Raw genomic sequence first — 19,735 nt, forward strand, 5'->3', positions numbered from 1 at the left:
TATAACACGCCAAGTTATTATTAAGACTAAAACCACGCTTCAGGAATGATTACAATATCACCTGGTTTAAGCGCTAAATTAGCGGTTATATCGCCGTCTTTTAAAAGACTATCAAGACGTAAGCCATACGTTTTTTGCTCTCCATCAAAACGCCTCACCAATACTGCTTTATTTCCATCGGCAAACTCATTAAGACCTCCGACTTCGATCATCAAATCCAATAAAGTCATATGTTTACTGTAAGGAAGTCTAAGAGGCTCAGCACCCGCACCGACAACCCTAATTCGATGATCAGGAATAGTAACGAACCCATTAACGATCACTGTTACAACCGGATTTTTAATATATTCTGAGTATATAGTTTCAATTTCTCTTGCTAATTCAGTTGAAGTTTTACTACTAGCCTCTAGATCTTCAACTAAATTTGTCGTAATTTTTCCATCTGGACGTACCGTCACAGAAGTTGACAGTTCAGCATTCCCCCAGACAAAAATTTGTACAGAGTCCCCGGCACCAATAACATAATTATATTCTGGTTGAACAAAACGATCTTCTTCAGCAACGGGAGGGTATGAATTATTATTTGCACAGCCTGAAATCACAGTGAAAAGTGATGCGGCCACAAGAATCTTGATTTTTTTTGACATATTCCCTGGAAAGACAAGCATATGTAGTCCCCTAACTCCTTAATAGATACGCAACTTTTGATTCACTGCGCCTTGATGGTATTAAATCTAGCATAAACTCTTCACATTACGAATAACATCTCTCATTAAATAACTTCTAAGCAAAAGATAGTGCGAGCAACAGTCACAATCCAAAATTAACATAACCAAAAGCTATATATACTTGAAGGTCTGATGAGGCTATTTACCAATGCATAGGAGAATAATTTTTATTTGCGTGACGGGCAAGCACATAAGACCAAAGAGATCATTAACAATGAACAATAGACGGCAAAACTTCTTGAGAAATCAGGCATCATCTGATCAAAAATCCGATACAGCTTACGATGAGAACGAATCGGTTCGCAACAGCTCTTTTAACGAGGACACCACCTTATCCGCCCCGGCCTCATAAATACTCTCCCCATGGTTGTATCCATATGAAACAGCGACAACGGAACAGCCTGCGGACTTGGCTGCAGTAATATCGTTACTCGAGTCGCCTACCATCAGAACGTGCTCAGGCTGCAAACTAAACCGTGACATTATTGTTTCCAACGGCATTGGATCAGGTTTTTTCCTTTCTAACGAATCACCACCCAGTACCTCTGCAAAAAAATGCGATAGCTTCAATTCAGATAGCATGGGTAACGTAAAAGCAATGGGCTTATTAGTCACTACGGCCATGGGAATATTTAATTTACTCAGCGCTTCCAATGTTTCAAAAACGCCAGGGTATAGCTTGCTTTTATCGGCCAGACAATGACTATATGCTGAGAGAAATCCAGAAAAAACCTGCTCAAAAAAAGCAGCACCTGCTTCGGCTGAAACATAAGCCAGTGCTCGCCTTATCAGAGCCTCAGCACCATTTCCAACCCACAAACGCACATTAGCCTCTCCGACTTCAGGCAGGCCTACACTGCGAAACGCATCGTCCACCGCAAATGCGAGGTCAGGAACACTATCCACCAGCGTTCCATCCAGATCGAACATCACCAGCTTTGGCAGATCACCATTAAACAATGACCTCATTAACAAGTTATTCCTTTTGCCTTTGCCAGCTCTGCTCTCATCTGTGCAATCGTATCTGCATAATCATCAGTATTGAAAATTGCAGAACCGGCGACAAATGTATCTGCACCGGCCGCTGCTATACCGGCTATATTGTTAACAGTCACTCCACCATCAACCTCAAGGCGAATACTCTGACCGCTCGCATCTATTCGTTTGCGCACTTCTTGTAATTTGCCGAGAGTTGCAGGGATGAACGACTGCCCGCCAAAACCGGGGTTCACGGACATCAACAAAATCATATCCACTTTATCCATTACATAATCCAGGTAATGCAATGGCGTCGCAGGATTAAAAACCAGACCAGCCTGACAACCGCCATCTCGAATCATCTGCAATGAGCGATCAATATGCTCAGACGCTTCCGGATGAAAAGTAATATAGGTGGCACCCGCCGCTATAAAATCAGCGATCATTCTATCCACAGGCTTAACCATTAGGTGAACATCGATAGGCGCTGTAACACCGTGATTTCTTAACGCTTTACACACCATGGGACCGATCGTTAAGTTAGGCACATAATGATTATCCATCACATCAAAATGCACGATATCAGCCCCTGCACTCAGAACGTTATCAACCTCCTCACCTAAACGGGCAAAATCTGCAGACAAAATTGAAGGGGCTATTTTAAAATCGGACATAACTTAGCTTTCCATCTCATGATTAAGAGGCCCCATTGTACCCAAGCCTAATGATTTAAACAGCGTCAGACTTGCAGGATATTTTTTTTCCCTGATAATCACGTTATGAAAATCAAAACACCGAATTATCGCCTTATGATTCTGTCGCTCCTCTGGCTCATCAGCGGCGGCGTTACCTCATCGTTTGCTGAAGAAACGCCTGCAGGCGATACACAAACCCCCGCACCTCCGACCGAGACTATAAAAGCAAACCGAATTGTGCCGGACAAACAAGCTTCGCTGTTAGCAGACGTATCTAAAGAACTAATGAGCTCAGAAACAGAAATTCTTGATTTAAATGCCGGCGAAGATAATTTTAAAGCCTATTATCGCAACAGGAGCGGAGCACTATCCCACGGGGGGATAATTTTTTTTCCGGATGATTACACCCACCCGAACTGGCCAATTTTTATTGAGCCTTTAAGAACCGGTTTATCCGAGTTTGGTTGGAGCACATTAGCCATCCCACTTCCTGCACCTGTAACACGGGCAAACCCAATCCGAACACTCCCTAGCCTCAAAGCCATCCGTTCACAACCATCGACAGACACAGAAGACTCAACGGCCACCCCTGAATCAACCACACCTATAGAACAAAACACGACTGCAAACACAACGCCAACCACGCCACTCCCCGCAAGCCAAGAGTCTGAGTCTGAGTCTGAGTCTGAAGTGGAAAGACAGAGCTCAGAAGCTTACCAACAAATATTACAACGCGGAATGACTGCCTTGCAGGCATTACAACAGAAAGGCATGGATAGATTTATACTGGCAGGGGCCGGAACCGGAGCAACATGGGCAACCGCACTGGCACTAGACCTTCAGGCACAAGCCAACATGAGTTTATTGATCATTAATGCGCAACAGTCACCTGATATCAGCGCACCAAAACTTTTAGATCTGATTCCTGAACTCGAACTCACAACACTGGATATTTACACTGACAACCCAGGAAGCTCTTCACGTTCTCACAAAAGCTATTCAAGATTACGCCTTGAAACAGCACGACGTAATAACTTAACTAACATAAACAACTATCACCAAAGTCGTTTACCCGCGACCAGCAACACACTTCAAGGACAAGAATGGCTGATTCGCTACACGCGCGGCCTGCTTGAAACCTATATTGTAAAAGCCGAAAAAGAGGCTATTTCAATCCCTTCAACTCCAGCCCCTTCAATAAATCAGCCACCAGGCACGCCTGTACCACCTCAAAACAAACAAGCAAATCCTATATAAACATTAGTTTTTTCTGGCGGTTTTAACACGATCGTATGCCGCCTGTATCTCTTGGGTTTTCTCTTTTGCAAGCTGCATCATTTCAGGCGGTAAGCCTTTGGCAACCAATTTATCCGGATGATGCTGGCTCATTAGTCTACGGTAGGCTTTTTTGATGTCTGCCTCAGCATCACCCTCTTTAACACCCAACACACCATAAGCCTCTTTGAGCAAACTCTGTTCTGATGCTTGTTGAAAATGCTGGTGCTGCTGATAGCTCTGCTGTTGATACGCTTGTTGCGCCTGCATTCTTGACATAAGCGCAGCCATTTCCACGCCTGACATACGCAATAAGGTGCACACCTCTTGTACTACTGCCAACTCAGCCGGAGACATCTGCCCATCTGCCATGGCGACTTGCAGTTGAATTTCAACAAACATGATTTTCACAGCCGCCTGCGACTGAATGACACGCGATAAAGGCGATAACACATCAGCGATATTGAAATCAGCCTCCTTACCTTCAGAGAAGTACCCCATCGCTTCACGTTTACGCTCTTCTGATAAATTCATTCGCGCCATTACATCACGCGCAAACTGAATTTCATTCTCAGTAACCCGGCCATCCGCTTTTGCCACTTTGCCCATCACAGCAAAGGTCGCTTTGAAAAATGCTAGTTGAGGAGACACACCACCTGTCAACACATTGACAATAGCCTTGCTGACTAATCCACCGATTACCCCACCAAAAACTAATCCCCAAAAACCTCCACTCATCAAACCTATTAAAGCGCCGACGATCACTCCACCCCGGTACTTCAACAATGAAGCCCCTATACTTTGCCCTGTTGCCTGCGCATCAATTGCCATCTTGTTTTTTCTCTTGTATGACTTGTTTTTGTTCTTGTATTAATTGTTCAGCCTGTTTCAAACGGCCATGGGTACCGACATCAATCCAGGCACCCGTATATATCGTTCCGCTAACCTGCCCTGAAGATATCGCTTTTTTCAATAACGGCCCCAACGCAAAGGCCGAGTCATCACAACCGGCAAACAGCGCAGGATTTAACACACTAATCCCTGAAAAAGTCAGCTTATCAGCCTGCAAAGACAGTGTACCGTCCGATAGACATGAAAAATCCCCCTCGGGATGATGTTCCGGATTGGCTACCAGCACCAAATGAGCAACAGCAGGATTAATATCGGATAGTACAGAAAAATCAAAGTCAGTCATAATATCGCCATTAATAACCAAGAACGACTCACCTCTTTCAGAAAGTCGACTCAGTGCGCGAAAAATCCCACCTCCCGTCTCTAAAGGTTTTTCTTCCGGCGAATATGTGATCGAAACACCCCACTGAGATCCATCACCCAAAGCCGCTTCGATCTGCTCACCTAACCAAGCATGGTTAATGATAATCTCTGTAAAACCCGCTTTAACCAGGTTTTCAATATGATAGACAATCAAAGGTTTACCACTCACCAGGATCAGTGGTTTTGGTGTACTCAAGGTTAATGGGCGTAAGCGCGTCCCTAACCCTGCGGCTAATATCATTGCCTTCATTGTGTTATTTCAGCAAAAGCCGCGACATCACGCATAGTGGGCAGGACTTTTTCATTGATTAACAGATTAAACTGTTCCAGTTCAGGATACTTAGCAGAGGTCTGATTCACATACTGCAAGGTTCTGGGAATGTCCTGCAAATAACTATGCTTATCATCGCGAATGCTTAATCGCGCAAAAATCCCTATGGCTTTTAAATGCCTTTGCATCCCCATCAGATCAAACCAGCGCTCAAAACGTTCCATGGTTATTTCTGCCAATAATGGGTTTTTCCTAACAAGTTCGGTTCGAAAACAACCAACCCACTCATACACTTGCTCATCCGGCCAACTGATATAACAATCTCTTAGCAACGAAACCAGATCATAGGTTATCGGGCCTTTTACCGCATCCTGAAAATCGATCACACCGGGAGTATGTTCAGATGTGATCATCAAGTTACGTGAATGATAGTCCCGATGAACACAGACTGCGGGTTGCTCCAACGCACTCGCCTCTAATAAAGAAAATCCAGTATTAATGCTTTCTTGATCATCTGAGTTCAGGTCAATACTCAGCAAAGACACCAAGAACCAATCCTTAAACAATGCCATTTCACGTTGTAACAAACTGCTGTCATATAAAGGAAGGGATTCAGCATCACAGCTCTGGATTTTATAAAGCTCGGCCATTGCAAGTTTATACAAGTGATCAACACTTTTTTCCTTCAGTGCCGGCAATAATAATTGATCACCAAAATCAGACAACAACATGAAACCCTGATCAAGGTCGACACTAATCACTTGCGGCACATGGACTCCCTGATCAAGCCAAGACCGGGCGATCCTTACAAATGTTTGGCTATTTTCTTTTTCAGGCGGCGCATCCACAGCGATCCATGACTGGCACTCTGTTTTTACGCGAAAATATCGTCTAAAACTCGCATCACCGGAAACCGGCACTAATTCCCAGCCTTTTTCGATATCTATGACCCGAGCAGCCTGTAATTCTTCAATCCAACCCAATAAAGTAGATAAGCGTTGCCCCATTCTGCTGTTTCCCCTAGCGCATCATCGTTTGAATGTTTATTATTCCAGACTTTGCCAGTTACACAAATGAATATAGAGTCGAGCCTATTCACACTGCTAACTACACTGGCCAATTATCCGCTACTGGAAATCCTGGAATGTCATTTCTAAAACACACGTCCCACAGATTAACTGCCGCCATCGCCACCGCTTTACTTGTGCAGTACCAACCCGCATTCGCCAATCAAAATAACTGGAACTGTCAGCAGGTCAATAACAAATGGGACTGCTCGGGTGAACCAAGCTCTGGTGATTTAAGCTCGACGACTACAGCAGCAGAAGCGAAACATCCTGCCAGCGATAACTCAGCGGAGCAAATCGAGAGGCTAACACAATCAAGTTACACGAATGCAGAAACAATAAAACAGACGCAGAAAACGGTTTCTGCTACATCGCCTGCGATCGCAACGGCGACTCAAGCTGAAGCCCCAACTGAAACCGTTGCTGAGCCTCTTACAAAAGCGTTGCATAGAGAAGCGCCACCCATAGAAACTCCATCTATAGAAGCTCCATCTACAGAAACTCCGGGTGCATCACGAAATGACCTGGTACCCTCAAAAGACAACAGCACTCAGGCACAGAAAGCACCTGCACTCCCTCAATCAGCGTATGCACATCTTGGTTGGTACCCTTATGCGGAGGGGCAATCCCCCAACCATTGCAGCGGACGCTATATAGAACCAGCATTACCTGAAGATGATGGCACACCTTTCCAATTCAAGCCCATTACAGTAGATGCATCTGAGGCACGAACGGAGCTTGGTCTGGGTACAGAATTAACTGGCAGCGTTAAAATAGTACAAGGCTCACGAAGTCTTTACAGCGATTCGGCCACTATCAACCAAGAAACCGGGGATATCAACATTTCCGGCGGAGCAACTTACCGAGAACCAGGTTTACTCTTCACAGGTAAAACGGCTCAATCAAATACTAATACAAAAAAAACAACGTTAAATGACGCCGAATATGTTTTATTCAAAAATAATATCAGAGGGTCAGTCGCTCAGATATCCCGTAACGAAGATGCAACTATCACAATAAAAGAAGGCAACTACACTCAATGCCCTCCAGACGCCAACACATGGAATCTTGCCGCAAAAGAGATTCATTTAGACAAGAACAGTGGATTTGGCTGGGCTAAACACGCAACACTTAAAGTGTCAGACATTCCCGTGCTGTATTTGCCTTATTTTGAGTTCCCTATAGATGACAGACGCCACACCGGTTTCCTTTACCCTTCAATCCGCTATTCCGACACCGAAGGACTCGACTTAAGCACCCCTTACTACTTTAATATCGCGCCCAATATCGATGATACACTGACACCACGCTTTCTGGAAAAGCGAGGTATTTTGCTGGAAAATGAATTCAGATACATGAATGCATACTCCACCAATTCATTGAGCACCGCTTATCTACCCAACGACCGTGTAACAGACCAAAACCGATGGTTACTTGGCATTAAGCACACGGGGAAACCTGCTGATCGCTGGCTAACTAAAATCAACTACCTTAGCGTCAGTGACGATGATTACTTTGACGACCTTGGTACAACATTAGATGCTGCTGAAGAAAGTCATCTGAATCGTAGCGGTTCAGTTGCCTATTACGGAAATCAATGGCAATCGGAATTTTTATTGCAAAGCTACCAGACCATTGATGAGGACAACATCACTCCTTATCGTCGCCTGCCTCAGCTGCAAGTATCCGGCGACCCAACCCTTGGCCCCGACTGGTTATCTGCCAGCTATTTATTGCAGCTCACTCAGTTTGACAGGAATATTACCGGCTTGACGGACAGCGATCGTGTTACAGGTAGTCGCTTACATATCGCACCTGAACTAACTGCAACATTGCGCAACGCAAGCGGCTATATTAAACCCGCCATTAAGCTATGGCACTCACAATACTCTTTAAATGATCAGGTAGCTGGCATGAACGACTCGCCATCAATAAGCGTACCCGTCATCAGCATCGATTCCGGATTATTTTTCGATCGTGACTATTCTTTGTTTAACACGCATTACCAGCAAACACTTGAACCACGCCTATATGCTCTTTATGTACCAGAACAGGACCAATCGGCTATCCCTGATTTTGATACTACCGCTTATAGTTTTGATTACGCCTCCTTGTTCAGAAGTAATCGCTTCAGTGGTTATGACCGAATCGGCGACACTAAACAGCTATCACTCGGCGTCTCCAGCCGCTTGATAGACCAAAAAGGACGCGAGGCGATTACTGCCAGTATTGGCCAGGCCATTTACTATGATGATCGCACAGTTGAGCTTGACGACAGCCCCCTCACTGATGGCACCTCAGACTTTTCAGATATCGCTACCAGCGTCATCTGGCGTCCAAATAAGCGCTTAAACATCAATTTCAATGCGAATTTCGATCACGAAGATATTCGAGCCACCGAGCACAACGTGGCCGTCCGTTATCAAGACGATATCAATCGTATCGTCAGCCTCAGTTATCGTTTCTCAGAAGATATTCGAGAACAAAGTACAGCAGCATTCATATGGCCAGTCAGTAAAACCTGGTCAGCTTTGGGTGTTTGGCAATATGATTGGCTAACTAATGATAGTATTGACACGGCTATTGGTCTGGAATATGAAAGTTGTTGTTGGAAAACACGGATAGTCACACGTCATTGGTTAACAGATGAAGACGAAAAAGATACGGCACTTTACTTGCAGTTTGTCCTCAAAGGATTAGGTAGCTTTGGACGTAGCGGCGGATCCGAATTCGCCGAAAAAATAACCGGTTTTGAACAACGCGAAGAGATAAATGATTAATTCTAATTTTATGAAAATTCGTCAATTTGGCCTGGCATCGCTGGCCTCACTTATACTTAGCAGCCAACTACATGCAGCCCCACTGCATCTGGATAAAGTGGTTGCTATCGTCAATGATGATATCGTATTGGAGTCAGAGTTTAAGCAACGCCTGCAAATCATTCGAGACCAGCTAAGTGCTCGCAACCAACGCATTCCGCCGGATAATATCCTCGCACCACAAGTCCTGGATCGATTAGTACTCGACAACCTGATGCTGCAGCTGGCAGAAAAACAAGGTCTCAAAGTCACTGATCGTCAACTCAACGATGCCATCAACAACATTGCCAGCCGAAATGGCATGAGTTTGGTACAGTTTCGTCAAGCCCTCATTGCAGAAGGTCAGGATTATGCGACTGCCCGCGAGCAAATTCGCCGCGAAATGCTAATTGCTCAGGTTCAGCAAAGCAATGTCAGCCGCCGCATCCGAGTATCAGATCAGGAGATCAAAAACTTCCTGAAATCAGATGCCGCCCTGGCTAATCAGTCTGAATTATTGCTCAGCATTATTCTAACGTCTATTCCGGAACAAGCATCTTCGGAGCAAATCCAGGCCGCTGAGGCAAAAGCAAACTCAATTTACCAAACCCTTATTAATAATAATGCTGACTTTGCAGAAACAGCCATCGCGACCTCTAGTGCACCAAACGCACTGAATGGCGGGGATTTGGGTTGGAGGAAAATGGCTGAATTGCCGGAAGCACTGGCAGCCGTTGTCGGAAATATGAAGCCGGGAGACATTAGTAAGCCAGTCAAAGCAGCCAGCGGTTTCTATATTACCCAGCTAAGAGATAAACGTGGTGGAGCGGTTCAGTTGGTGAATCAAACTAAAGTTCGTCACATTTTACTCAAACCCAGTGAGATACGATCACCAGCCCAAACTCAGCGACTCATAGAACGTCTTCATACACGCCTGCAAGAAGGTGAATCATTCGCAGAACTCGCTAAAGAGCTCAGCGATGATCCAGCCAGCGGCTCAGAAGGTGGAGACCTGAGTTGGACCTCGCCTGGACAGATGGTTCCTGAGTTTGAACAAGAGATGGAACGCACTCCGATTGGCGAGCTAAGCGCACCCTTTGAGTCACGTTTTGGCTGGCACATACTACAAGTGCAGGACCGCAGAACTCAGGACATGGGCGATCAGGTCATGGAGTCTCAGGCCAGATCTACCATCAGTAAGCGTAAGTTTTCTGAAGAGTTGGTAAACTGGTTACGCGAAATGCGTTCGGCTGCCTATGTTGAGATCAAAGATGAGATCAAACCATAATGCAACAATGTAAGCGGATAGCCATAACGGCCGGTGAACCGGCCGGAATCGGACCTGACCTGATTATTCAAATGGTGCAGTATTCTCATCCTGACGAGTTAATAGCTGTTTGCGATCCGGAATTGCTGTATGCGCGTGCGCGTCAGTTAGACCTACCTATTGTCATTGAGAAATTCAATGCGCAAGAGCCGCCCTCTCCCACATTAGCGCGTACTATTAAAGTACTTCCGGTACAGCTTAGCCGCACGGTCACAACAGGAGAGCTGGATGTTAAAAACGCCCATTATGTTCTGGAGACTTTATCGATAGCCGCCAATGGCTGTCTTAATGGTCTTTTTGACGCCATGGTTACGGCACCGGTTCACAAGGGGATCATCAATGATGCCGGCATTCCATTTTCTGGCCATACTGAGTTCTTAGAAGAGATTACCGCTAGCAAAAAAGTCGTGATGATGCTGGCAACCGAAGGGTTGAAAGTCGCACTCGTCACCACTCACATTCCATTAAGCCAGGTTTCCGCTGCCATTACACCATCGCTTCTACGTGAAGTGATTGAAGTACTGCAGCATGACCTTATACATACATTTGGTATTGCCGTCCCGAAAATAATCATCTCTGGTTTAAACCCCCATGCCGGCGAAGGCGGCCACATGGGACGCGAAGAAATTGACACCATTGAGCCCGTGCTTAATGAATTACGTGTTCAAGGCTATCAGTTACAAGGCCCGCTTCCGGCAGACACACTATTCACCCCGAAATATCTCGACCATTGCGATGCTGTGCTAGCGATGTATCATGACCAAGGCTTACCCGTATTGAAATACAAAGGCTTCGGTAACGCCGTCAACATTACGCTGGGCATGCCGATTATACGAACATCGGTTGATCACGGGACCGCGCTGGATCTGGCCGGCACAGGGAATGCCAGTTTTGGTAGTCTCAAATTAGCCATTCACTACGCAGGCGACATGGCCCGCAACAAGTCAACCTGCAGCAACTCAAAGAGTATTCATGAGTCATAAACAACCCGCTATGCATAAAGCCAGAAAACGTTTTGGTCAGAACTTCCTGCAGGATCAAGGAATTATCCGACAGATTATTCGTTCAATTGCGCCGCACCCTTCCGATCATATGGTCGAAATTGGCCCCGGATTAGGCGCATTAACGGAAGAGATTCTGGCTGAAGCCGGCGCTTTAGACGCTATCGAACTCGACCGCGATCTGCCACCGATTTTGCGCACGAAATTTTTCAGATACGAAGATCGCTTTCGTATTTTTGAAGCCGATGCTATGAAATTCGATTTCAAAAGCCTACGTGAAGATGGCCGCCCGCTCAGAATTGTTGGCAACCTGCCCTACAACATCTCGACACAACTGATTTTTCACCTGCTGAGCCATTCCGGTGATATTGTCGATATGCACTTTATGCTACAAAAAGAAGTGGTAGACCGGCTCGCCGCCAAAGCGGGAGAAAACAACTACGGTCGCCTCGGCATTATGGCTCAATACTATTGCCAGGTTGAACCTTTATTTATTGTTCCTCCTGAAGCCTTCAACCCGGTACCCAAAGTTGACTCAGCGATTGTCAGGCTCACCCCTTATCAAGAGCTGCCTTTTATCGCCAAAGACCCACTGGTTCTGAAACAAATTGTCAAAACAGCTTTTGCGCATCGACGCAAAACCCTGCGCAACAATTTAAAAGAACTGATCAGTACAGAGCAACTTGAAATGCTGCAGATTGATCCGTCTTTGCGACCGGAACGTTTATCAGTGCAAGACTTCATCAGCATTGCCGATTTTTTGACACCCTAATAGAGACTACAAACCCGACATGGATCACCTTGACCCCAGCACCCTGATCAAAATCGAGATCTCGACACGTTTTCTGCCGAACCAGTCAGATGCGGAATCGCATCGCTTTGTATTCTCTTACGAGATCACAATTACTAATGATAACAGCCAAGCCGTAAAGCTACTCAGCCGTCGCTGGGTCGTTACCGACGGTAATGAACATGTACAGGAAATTGAAGGAGAAGGCGTTGTTGGCGAACAACCTGTCATACCGGCACATGACAGCTACAAATATACCAGCGGCACCGTTCTGGCCACACGCGTCGGCAGCATGTTCGGTCATTACACCATGGAAACAGCGGAAGGTGAGCGCTTCAATGCCCCTATCCCTGCATTCACATTAGCACAACCCAACGCCCTGCATTAATTGGTAGCTAAAAAAAGTAACTACCAGTAAGTAACTATAAAACGTAACTGGGCAAGAAAAGGATGACTTATGGCCACCTATGCTATCGGTGATATTCAGGGTTGTTTTGATGAGTTTCAAAACCTGCTTGAACTGATTAATTTTGGTCAAAATGATAAGCTCTGGCTCTGTGGTGACTTGGTTAACCGCGGCCCTAAATCACTACAAACACTGCGCTTCATTAAAGAACTCGGTGTTCAGGCCCATATGGTGCTTGGCAATCACGACCTGCATCTCCTCGCGGTTCATTACGATATAACACGAAAAAAAAAGAGTGATACGCTGGACGAGATACTCTGCGCCCCTGATCGCGAAGAGCTGATGCAATGGTTACAGCAACAACCGCTTCTGCACACCGATAGCCGATTAAACTTTACCATGGTCCATGCCGGCATACCGCCAGGCTGGTCAATCAATAATGCACAAAAAAAAGCACAAGAAGTCGAAAACATCTTACGCTCAGCTAAAGCTCAAGCTTTTTTTGAGCATATGTATGGCAACAAACCGGAGAAATGGAGTAACGATCTGAAAGGCTGGAAGCGCCTGCGTACGATCACCAATTATCTGACCCGGATGCGCTTTTGTACGCCTGAGGGTAAACTTGAGTTTGCCTCCAAAGGGGGCCTTGAAACGCAACCGGATGGTTTTCTTCCCTGGTATAAACACCCGCACCGCAAGACTGCCGGGGAAAATATTATTTTCGGACATTGGGCAGCACTGCAAGGCGCTGCAGACACTCAAAACGTATACGCATTGGATACTGGGTGCATCTGGGGCGTAAAGCTTACCGCCCTGCGGCTAGATGACTTAAGCTACTATCGTACACCCAGCTTACAAAAATCAGCTTTTGCGACAGGATAACCACTATGGATCAATATACTTGCATCGACTCTACTCAAGCAATCGACTGGCTTGAAAAGGGTGCCGTTGTTGTCGATATCAGAGATACTCAAAGCTTTCGACAAGGCCACATACCCGGTGCCTTTAATTTGTCGAATGACAATTTGCATGAGTTCATGATGGCAGCAAACTTTGAAACCCCTTTGATTGTTTGTTGTTATCACGGCATCAGCAGCCAATCGGCCGCACAATATCTGGTACACCAAGGTTTTGAGCGTGTCAGTAGTCTTGATGGTGGCTTCGAAGCCTGGACGTCATCTCAGCCAGAAAAAATAGAATCTGAATAACGGGATTTAAAGATCTTTTATGGATATCTATCTTGTCGGTGGAGCCGTCAGAGACACACTGCTCAACTATCCGGTTTATGATAAAGATTGGGTGGTGGTTGGCGCAACGCCCGAAGCCATGCTTACGTTGGGATATAAACCCGTCGGCAGCGATTTTCCTGTTTTTATTCATCCGACAAGCGGTGAAGAATATGCGCTTGCCCGCACCGAACGCAAAAGCGGAAAAGGTTATAGCGGCTTTCAATACCACGCCAGCCCGGATGTTACTCTGGAAGAAGACCTGTCCAGGCGAGACCTAACCATCAACGCGATGGCGCTATCCAATGATGGACAACTTATTGATCCTTATGGCGGACAACACGACCTACAGGCAAAGATATTACGCCACGTATCACCAGCCTTCAGTGAAGACCCATTACGTGTCTTAAGAGTCGCGCGTTTCGCTGCTCGCTATGCTCATCTTGGCTTTACTCTGGCCGCAGAGACACTGCAACTCATGCAGGAAATTTCAGACACTGACGAACTAGAACACCTGACCAAAGAACGCATATGGCAAGAACTGGATCGAGCCTTAGGAGAAAAATCTCCTCTGACTTTTTTCCTGGTTCTGGAAAGCAGTCATGCGCTTACGAAGCTTCTCCCTGAATTCAAAGCGCTGATAAACTCACCGGCCGCCGACTCACTGCAACAGCTGTTTACTGATGAAATTGGAAATGAAGTACGCTTTGCAACACTCTGCACGCTTTGTTTTATGGATACACCCAACGCCGAGACCGCAATACTCACTACCTGCCAGCGATTAAAAACACCGAACCAATACAGAGACCTAAGCACGCATACAGTTAAAGCGATTGGAGTGTTACATACCTGGCAGGGAGCAACAGCCGGGCAACGTTTGAGTTTAATTCAGGCGCTGGATCTGATTCGTCGCCCGGAACGTCTCTGCGGCATACTTGATGCCTGCTGTTTATTAAGCCGCGCACTTTATCAAGAAACATTAAAAACCGAAGAAATTGAAGCCTTATTAACGCGACTTAAAGCGATTAATCCAAGTCATCTGATTCAGAAAGGTTTTAAAGGCGCAGCACTGGGCAATGAGATAAAGCGCCTGCAGCTAGAGATGTGTCAAGACTAAAGCGCAAGTAAAGCGTCAAGAAGATGCAAATACTAAATGGCAAAGCCCATGCATGCTTACTATGGGCCTATCAGGCACCTTGTGATATCAAACGACCCTGCCAATTAAAATTCACCGGACGCAACTTCTGAGTGGATTTATCATACTCACGCCATAGCGTCTGATAGTTTTTGCCAACAACAGGGTGCATATCAAGCGGAGCCACTTCAGCCAACGGCCAAAGCACAAAAGCATTGGTCAAAATCTCATTTCTTGGTATCTGAACACCAGCAAAGCAACCCACTTGATCGCCACAGGTCAAAATATCAACATCCAGCGTCCGCGGAGCAAATTTTGGCCCACCACGAACCCGGCCGTTATCGTCCTCAATACCTTTTAGTAAGGCCGATAACGCGCCAATCTCAAGATCGGTCTCCAACCCAACCACCAGATTTAAAAAGGGGTTGCCGTTAAAGCCGACCGACTCACTCTCATAAACAGACGAGATAACCAATGGAGAGAAGCATGTATTGAGTCTATCTAAACCGGCGGTTACATGTTTATATCTCTCAATATTACTACCGATACTCAAATAAACGCATGGCATCAGATACGCTTCCCTCTTTCGATAATCACGCCGACATCTGCGGCTTGTGAAATCGCATTCGGCTTACCTAAGCGCAACTTTAACCACGGCACATTAAATTCATGCATGACCAAAGTGGCTATTTCTTCGGCCATAGTTTCAACCAATAAAAATTCGCTCTCTTGTATAAACTCAATCAGACGATCACAAACGCTTTTATAGTTCAGCGTACTATCGATATCTTCTGTCAAGGCAGCCTGTCTTATATCAGTGCCCATCTCCAGATCCAGGGTCACCAGTTGGCGAACTTCACGCTCCCAGTCATAAATACCAATAACTGTCTCTACTTGCAGAGAACTGATATAAACAATATCCACTCAACGACCACCTAATCACAAAATATTTATTTAAGAGCACGCATCTAACAGGTCCATAGCCCAACGAGGCCTGGCTTCTATTACCAGATCACTCGACTGGCCTGCCAGCAAACGCTGACAACCCGCATAGGCAATCATCGCACCATTATCTGTACAGAATGCCTGACGTGCATAAAAAAGCTGAGCTTTTTCTTTTTTAACCATCTTTTCCAATGCATCACGCAAACGCTGGTTAGCACTTACCCCACCGGCAATAATTAACTGTTTCAATCCGCTTTGCTGCAGTGCACGGCGGCATTTAATAGTCAGCGTATCAACGGTTGCCTCCTCAAAGGCTGCCGCGATGTCGGCTTTATCCTGTTCGCAGAGGATTCCATCAACTTTATGAGCGCTAATGGTATTCATCGTAAAAGTTTTCAAACCTGAAAAACTAAAATCCAACCCGGGTCGATCCGTCATAGGGCGGGGAAAGCGCAAACGCGTACGGTCTCCTTTTTCAGCCAGTTTTGCGATTAAAGGGCCACCCGGATAATCCAGACCCAGCATTTTAGCGGCTTTATCAAACGCTTCACCGGCGGCATCATCGAGCGACTCGCCCAATAACTCATAATGACCAATACCCGTCACTTTGACGAGTTGCGTATGCCCTCCGCTCACCAGCAAAGCCACAAACGGAAAATCTGGTGGGTTTTCTTCCAGCATCGGTGCCAGCAAGTGGCCTTCCATATGGTGCACACCAATCGCCGGCACATCCCACCCCATGGCTAAGGCGCGTCCCGTAGCCGCACCCACCATCAGTGCACCAACCAGACCAGGCCCTGCAGTATAGGCGACAGCATCAATCTCAGATGCTTTTAGACCGGCCAGTTTTAATGTTTCACTTATCAAAGGTAACAGTTTACGAATATGATCACGCGACGCCAGCTCAGGCACTACCCCTCCATATTCAGAATGCATGGCAACCTGACTATATAGCGTATCCGCCAGCAGCCCGTGGTCATTATCATATATGGCGACCCCAGTCTCATCACAGGAGGTCTCGATCCCCAGAACTTTCATCTTTACTGTATCACTCACTTAATATCTGAAAACGCCGACATTATCGCTTATATACCTCTCAATTACACGAATATCACTTTGACAATTGTCACTCTTGGCCTTAAAATTTATCGCCTCATTTGGGAACTGATCTCAACTGAGATATTTATCATTCATTTAAGTTAGGTTTAAGTAAACATGCCTGCAGTAAAAGTAAAAGATAACGAGCCATTTGATGTAGCACTTCGTCGTTTTAAGCGTTCTTGTGAAAAAGCAGGTGTTCTTGCTGAAGTTCGTAAACGTGAATTTTACGAAAAGCCAACATCCGTTCGTAAACGTAAAGCAGCAGCCGCTGTAAAACGTCACGCTAAGAAAGTATCTCGTGATATTTCTCGTCGCGTACGCATGTACTAGCATTTAGCTAGAACGCGTTACCTTTTCGAGATTTAACCATTATCCAACACAGGCCAGGCCATAATGCCAGTACTCAAAAAACAGATTACTGAAGCGATGAAAGCAGCAATGCGTGCAAAAGACAAAGCACTGCTGGGAACTATTCGCTTAATTTTGGCAGAAATCAAACGCATCGAAGTCGATGAGCGTATTGAGTTGGATGATCAAAGAATTATTACTGTATTGGACAAAATGTCTAAACAGCGACGCGATTCAATCTCACAATATGACAAAGCGAACCGCACTGACCTGGCGGACATCGAGCGACAAGAACTGGAGGTGATTAAAACCTACTTGCCGCAATCGCTAAATGATGAAGAAATACAGACTGCCCTGGAAGAAGCTATCGTCGCCACCGGTGCGAGCGGAGCTCAGGATATGGGCAAAGTGATGGCAGAATTAAAGCCAAAACTACAAGGCCGCGCCGACATGGGCATGGTTTCGAAGCTCGTAAAAGAGCGTCTGACACGTTAAGATCCTCATCATTACCCATGATTGAGTAAAATATGGCTGGGCGCATACCGCAAAATTTTATTGACGACCTTTTAGCTCGTGTCAATATAGTCGACCTCATTGATGGTCGCGTTAAACTAAAAAAGTCCGGCAAGAACTACTCAGGACTCTGTCCGTTTCATCAGGAAAAATCTCCCTCTTTTTCCGTAAGCCCCGACAAACAATTCTATTACTGCTTTGGCTGTGGCGCAGGCGGCAATGCTATCGGCTTCCTGATGGAATACGATCGCCTTGATTTCCCCCAAGCCGTTGAGGAGGTCGCCAAACTAGTCGGTGTTGACGTACCACGAGATGAGCAACAGGAACAACAGCGCAACGAATACAAAGCACAGTACAACATTCTTGATGCCGCTGCCTCATATTACCAACAACAGCTGAAGACCCACCAACATAGAGATCAGGCCGTTTCCTACCTGAAGTCACGTGGCTTGACAGGAAAAATTGCGCATATATTCGGTATCGGCTACGCACCTCCCGGCTGGGATAATTTACTAAAAGTACTCGGCACAACACCACAAGAACAACAGCTACTTGAAACCAGCGGCATGCTCATCAGGCATGAAGAAAAAGATAGCCTATACGACCGCTTTCGTGAACGCATCATGTTTCCCATCCGCGATATGCGCGGCCGCGTTATAGCGTTTGGCGGACGCGTTCTCGGCGATGATAAGCCTAAATACCTGAACTCACCGGAAACGGATACTTTTCATAAAAGCCGTGAGCTTTACGGACTCTACGAAGCACGCAAGCTATCAGCAAAACTGGAACGCATTATCATTGTTGAAGGCTACATGGATGTCATCAGCCTGGCGCAATTTGGCATCACCTATGCGGTAGCAACGCTGGGTACAGCAACAACGGCCCAGCATCTGGAACGTTTATTTAAAACCGTTCCAGAAATCATTTTTTGTTTCGATGGCGACAATGCCGGCAGAAAAGCTGCCGAACGCGCACTTGAAGCCGCCTTACCTATCATTAAAGACGGCTTGCAAGCACGCTTCCTTTTTCTTCCCGAAGGCGAAGATCCAGACACGCTTATCCGCCAGGAATCAAAAGAAGGTTTTGAAAAGCGCCTGAATGAAGCCCCGCAGTTAAGTGACTTCTTTTTCCGATCCTTGTCCGAAGAGGTAGACATGACATCGATGGACGGGCGGGCAAGATTCAGCAACCAAGCACTCCCCCTGATTCAGCAGATGAAAACCAGCCTGTTACAACAAATGATGCTGGAAAAAATATGCGAAGTAACCGGCCTTACCCTTGAGCAAATAAACAGCACGATCAACCTTGCTCAAAGCACACCGTCTATCGCAACGCCGAACGAATCAGCCAGCAGACCGACTTTCAGGCCGCAAAAAACATTTCCAAACACAGCACCAAAAGAAACAGCCAGCTTGTGCAGCCATATAATATCCTTATTATTGCACCACCCTGCACTGGCCTCGAAAGTCAAAAATTCAGAAGCGCTCTCCTCATTGAATGAGCCGCATATTGAACTACTCGCTTTATTGATCCAATACCTCCAGCAGACACAAACAGTCTCGCTGGGCCCGCTTCTGATCGACTGGCGGGATGATGCCAATTTCAACAAACATCTTTTAACACTGAGCGAAATATCCCATCTGGATCCTGTTTTAAGTGGCGATCCAAATCAGCTCTTTGACGAAGCTTGGAATAAACTGCTATCACGCCAGCACGACTCAGAACTGGAGAAATTACAAAAGAAATCACTTTCAACCCTGAGTCATGATGAAAAAAAGCGCCTGACATATCTAATATCCAGAAAATAAGCAGTTGTTTTTTTATATTTCATCCCAACAATCTATAAATAGACTAAG

The 19,735-nt window shown here is 45.9% G+C and carries 21 protein-coding genes; 12 read left to right on the forward strand and 9 right to left on the reverse strand.

Features of this window, described 5'->3' with window-relative positions; all coding sequences use genetic code 11:
* Positions 1 to 26: 26 nt before the first annotated feature.
* From BM099_RS03490 to rpe, 3 genes are all read right to left on the reverse strand, one after another.
* Entirely contained in the window at positions 27 to 668 is a 642-nt protein-coding gene (locus BM099_RS03490; RefSeq protein WP_232348853.1) for an XrtA/PEP-CTERM system exopolysaccharide export protein, read from the reverse strand.
* Between the two features lie 339 nt (positions 669 to 1,007).
* Complete coding sequence (locus BM099_RS03495) at positions 1,008 to 1,697, reverse strand: phosphoglycolate phosphatase (protein ID WP_090724510.1); 690 nt, start codon at positions 1,695 to 1,697, stop codon at positions 1,008 to 1,010.
* On the reverse strand, positions 1,697 to 2,380 hold the full coding sequence (gene rpe, locus BM099_RS03500) for a ribulose-phosphate 3-epimerase (RefSeq protein ID WP_090724512.1): 684 nt from the start codon (positions 2,378 to 2,380) through the stop codon (positions 1,697 to 1,699). The genes BM099_RS03495 and rpe overlap by 1 nt, the downstream gene beginning before the upstream one ends.
* A 105-nt stretch (positions 2,381 to 2,485) precedes the next feature.
* On the opposite strand from rpe, the gene BM099_RS03505 reads away from it, so the two are divergent.
* Entirely contained in the window at positions 2,486 to 3,658 is a 1,173-nt protein-coding gene (locus BM099_RS03505; RefSeq protein WP_090724515.1) for a DUF3530 family protein, read from the forward strand.
* Between the two features lie 3 nt (positions 3,659 to 3,661).
* Here BM099_RS03505 and djlA read toward each other — a convergent pair whose 3' ends face one another.
* Genes djlA through BM099_RS03520 form a run of 3 tightly spaced genes read right to left on the reverse strand, consistent with a single transcriptional unit; the run spans position 3,662 to position 6,229 of the window.
* Positions 3,662 to 4,507 (reverse strand): co-chaperone DjlA, encoded by an 846-nt coding sequence (djlA, locus tag BM099_RS03510; protein ID WP_090724518.1) that lies wholly within the window; start codon positions 4,505 to 4,507, stop codon positions 3,662 to 3,664.
* Positions 4,497 to 5,201: an N-acetylmuramate alpha-1-phosphate uridylyltransferase MurU gene (murU, locus tag BM099_RS03515; protein ID WP_090724520.1), complete on the reverse strand. Its 705-nt coding sequence runs from the start codon at positions 5,199 to 5,201 to the stop codon at positions 4,497 to 4,499. Before murU ends, djlA begins: the two co-directional genes overlap by 11 nt.
* Positions 5,198 to 6,229: an aminoglycoside phosphotransferase family protein gene (locus BM099_RS03520; RefSeq protein ID WP_090724523.1), complete on the reverse strand. Its 1,032-nt coding sequence runs from the start codon at positions 6,227 to 6,229 to the stop codon at positions 5,198 to 5,200. The genes murU and BM099_RS03520 overlap by 4 nt, the downstream gene beginning before the upstream one ends.
* 137 nt (positions 6,230 to 6,366) lie before the next feature.
* On the opposite strand from BM099_RS03520, the gene lptD reads away from it, so the two are divergent.
* The 8 genes from lptD to BM099_RS03560 all read left to right on the forward strand — a co-directional run bounded on the left by lptD (position 6,367) and on the right by BM099_RS03560 (position 14,954).
* Complete coding sequence (lptD, locus tag BM099_RS03525) at positions 6,367 to 9,069, forward strand: LPS assembly protein LptD (RefSeq protein WP_177201075.1); 2,703 nt, start codon at positions 6,367 to 6,369, stop codon at positions 9,067 to 9,069.
* The gene (locus tag BM099_RS03530; RefSeq protein ID WP_232348854.1) at positions 9,062 to 10,375 is read left to right on the forward strand and encodes a peptidylprolyl isomerase; all 1,314 of its coding nucleotides are present in this window, start codon (positions 9,062 to 9,064) and stop codon (positions 10,373 to 10,375) included. Before lptD ends, BM099_RS03530 begins: the two co-directional genes overlap by 8 nt.
* A complete protein-coding gene (gene pdxA / locus BM099_RS03535) occupies positions 10,375 to 11,397 on the forward strand; it encodes a 4-hydroxythreonine-4-phosphate dehydrogenase PdxA (RefSeq protein ID WP_090724529.1) in 1,023 nt (340 codons plus the stop codon). Before BM099_RS03530 ends, pdxA begins: the two co-directional genes overlap by 1 nt.
* Entirely contained in the window at positions 11,387 to 12,187 is an 801-nt protein-coding gene (gene rsmA / locus BM099_RS03540) for a 16S rRNA (adenine(1518)-N(6)/adenine(1519)-N(6))-dimethyltransferase RsmA (RefSeq protein WP_090724534.1), read from the forward strand. Before pdxA ends, rsmA begins: the two co-directional genes overlap by 11 nt.
* A 19-nt stretch (positions 12,188 to 12,206) precedes the next feature.
* Positions 12,207 to 12,593, forward strand: coding sequence for a Co2+/Mg2+ efflux protein ApaG (gene apaG / locus BM099_RS03545; protein WP_090724536.1), 387 nt, complete (start codon positions 12,207 to 12,209; stop codon positions 12,591 to 12,593).
* Between the two features lie 69 nt (positions 12,594 to 12,662).
* Positions 12,663 to 13,493, forward strand: coding sequence for a symmetrical bis(5'-nucleosyl)-tetraphosphatase (locus BM099_RS03550; RefSeq protein ID WP_090724539.1), 831 nt, complete (start codon positions 12,663 to 12,665; stop codon positions 13,491 to 13,493).
* 5 nt (positions 13,494 to 13,498) lie between these two features.
* Positions 13,499 to 13,819 (forward strand): thiosulfate sulfurtransferase GlpE, encoded by a 321-nt coding sequence (gene glpE, locus BM099_RS03555; protein ID WP_090724542.1) that lies wholly within the window; start codon positions 13,499 to 13,501, stop codon positions 13,817 to 13,819.
* Positions 13,820 to 13,838: 19 nt separating this feature from the next.
* Positions 13,839 to 14,954 (forward strand): tRNA nucleotidyltransferase/poly(A) polymerase-related protein, encoded by a 1,116-nt coding sequence (locus BM099_RS03560; protein WP_090724544.1) that lies wholly within the window; start codon positions 13,839 to 13,841, stop codon positions 14,952 to 14,954.
* Positions 14,955 to 15,024: 70 nt separating this feature from the next.
* Here the strand turns inward: BM099_RS03560 and folK are convergent, their stop codons facing one another.
* Genes folK through tsaD form a run of 3 tightly spaced genes read right to left on the reverse strand, consistent with a single transcriptional unit; the run spans position 15,025 to position 16,955 of the window.
* Complete coding sequence (folK, locus tag BM099_RS03565; protein ID WP_090724547.1) at positions 15,025 to 15,540, reverse strand: 2-amino-4-hydroxy-6-hydroxymethyldihydropteridine diphosphokinase; 516 nt, start codon at positions 15,538 to 15,540, stop codon at positions 15,025 to 15,027.
* Positions 15,540 to 15,896: a dihydroneopterin aldolase gene (folB, locus tag BM099_RS03570; RefSeq protein WP_090724549.1), complete on the reverse strand. Its 357-nt coding sequence runs from the start codon at positions 15,894 to 15,896 to the stop codon at positions 15,540 to 15,542. The genes folK and folB overlap by 1 nt, the downstream gene beginning before the upstream one ends.
* 30 nt (positions 15,897 to 15,926) lie before the next feature.
* A complete protein-coding gene (gene tsaD, locus BM099_RS03575) occupies positions 15,927 to 16,955 on the reverse strand; it encodes a tRNA (adenosine(37)-N6)-threonylcarbamoyltransferase complex transferase subunit TsaD (protein WP_090724552.1) in 1,029 nt (342 codons plus the stop codon).
* A 177-nt stretch (positions 16,956 to 17,132) separates the two neighbouring features.
* Between tsaD and rpsU the strand changes: the two genes are divergently transcribed.
* From rpsU to dnaG, 3 genes are all read left to right on the forward strand, one after another.
* Positions 17,133 to 17,348, forward strand: a complete 216-nt coding sequence (gene rpsU, locus BM099_RS03580) for a 30S ribosomal protein S21 (protein WP_028471240.1) — start codon at positions 17,133 to 17,135, stop codon at positions 17,346 to 17,348.
* Positions 17,349 to 17,411: 63 nt separating this feature from the next.
* On the forward strand, positions 17,412 to 17,861 hold the full coding sequence (locus BM099_RS03585; RefSeq protein ID WP_090724555.1) for a GatB/YqeY domain-containing protein: 450 nt from the start codon (positions 17,412 to 17,414) through the stop codon (positions 17,859 to 17,861).
* Between the two features lie 32 nt (positions 17,862 to 17,893).
* The gene (gene dnaG / locus BM099_RS03590) at positions 17,894 to 19,687 is read left to right on the forward strand and encodes a DNA primase (RefSeq protein ID WP_090724557.1); all 1,794 of its coding nucleotides are present in this window, start codon (positions 17,894 to 17,896) and stop codon (positions 19,685 to 19,687) included.
* Positions 19,688 to 19,735 lie beyond the last annotated feature (48 nt).

It is taken from the genome of Neptunomonas qingdaonensis (assembly GCF_900113275.1).
GTDB classification, from domain to species: Bacteria; Pseudomonadota; Gammaproteobacteria; order Pseudomonadales; family Balneatricaceae; genus Neptunomonas; species Neptunomonas qingdaonensis.

Bases quoted from the DNA above. Each gene is read 5' to 3' on its own strand.
- BM099_RS03490 (WP_232348853.1), bottom strand. From the start codon at position 668: ATGCTTGTCTTTCCAGGGAATATGTCAAAAAAAATCAAGATTCTTGTG.
- BM099_RS03495 (WP_090724510.1), bottom strand. From the start codon at position 1,697: ATGAGGTCATTGTTTAATGGTGATCTGCCAAAGCTGGTGATGTTCGAT.
- rpe (WP_090724512.1), bottom strand. From the start codon at position 2,380: ATGTCCGATTTTAAAATAGCCCCTTCAATTTTGTCTGCAGATTTTGCC.
- BM099_RS03505 (WP_090724515.1), top strand. From the start codon at position 2,486: ATGAAAATCAAAACACCGAATTATCGCCTTATGATTCTGTCGCTCCTC.
- djlA (WP_090724518.1), bottom strand. From the start codon at position 4,507: ATGGCAATTGATGCGCAGGCAACAGGGCAAAGTATAGGGGCTTCATTG.
- murU (WP_090724520.1), bottom strand. From the start codon at position 5,201: ATGAAGGCAATGATATTAGCCGCAGGGTTAGGGACGCGCTTACGCCCA.
- BM099_RS03520 (WP_090724523.1), bottom strand. From the start codon at position 6,229: ATGGGGCAACGCTTATCTACTTTATTGGGTTGGATTGAAGAATTACAG.
- lptD (WP_177201075.1), top strand. From the start codon at position 6,367: ATGTCATTTCTAAAACACACGTCCCACAGATTAACTGCCGCCATCGCC.
- BM099_RS03530 (WP_232348854.1), top strand. From the start codon at position 9,062: ATGATTAATTCTAATTTTATGAAAATTCGTCAATTTGGCCTGGCATCG.
- pdxA (WP_090724529.1), top strand. From the start codon at position 10,375: ATGCAACAATGTAAGCGGATAGCCATAACGGCCGGTGAACCGGCCGGA.
- rsmA (WP_090724534.1), top strand. From the start codon at position 11,387: ATGAGTCATAAACAACCCGCTATGCATAAAGCCAGAAAACGTTTTGGT.
- apaG (WP_090724536.1), top strand. From the start codon at position 12,207: ATGGATCACCTTGACCCCAGCACCCTGATCAAAATCGAGATCTCGACA.
- BM099_RS03550 (WP_090724539.1), top strand. From the start codon at position 12,663: ATGGCCACCTATGCTATCGGTGATATTCAGGGTTGTTTTGATGAGTTT.
- glpE (WP_090724542.1), top strand. From the start codon at position 13,499: ATGGATCAATATACTTGCATCGACTCTACTCAAGCAATCGACTGGCTT.
- BM099_RS03560 (WP_090724544.1), top strand. From the start codon at position 13,839: ATGGATATCTATCTTGTCGGTGGAGCCGTCAGAGACACACTGCTCAAC.
- folK (WP_090724547.1), bottom strand. From the start codon at position 15,540: ATGCCATGCGTTTATTTGAGTATCGGTAGTAATATTGAGAGATATAAA.
- tsaD (WP_090724552.1), bottom strand. From the start codon at position 16,955: ATGAAAGTTCTGGGGATCGAGACCTCCTGTGATGAGACTGGGGTCGCC.
- rpsU (WP_028471240.1), top strand. From the start codon at position 17,133: ATGCCTGCAGTAAAAGTAAAAGATAACGAGCCATTTGATGTAGCACTT.
- BM099_RS03585 (WP_090724555.1), top strand. From the start codon at position 17,412: ATGCCAGTACTCAAAAAACAGATTACTGAAGCGATGAAAGCAGCAATG.
- dnaG (WP_090724557.1), top strand. From the start codon at position 17,894: ATGGCTGGGCGCATACCGCAAAATTTTATTGACGACCTTTTAGCTCGT.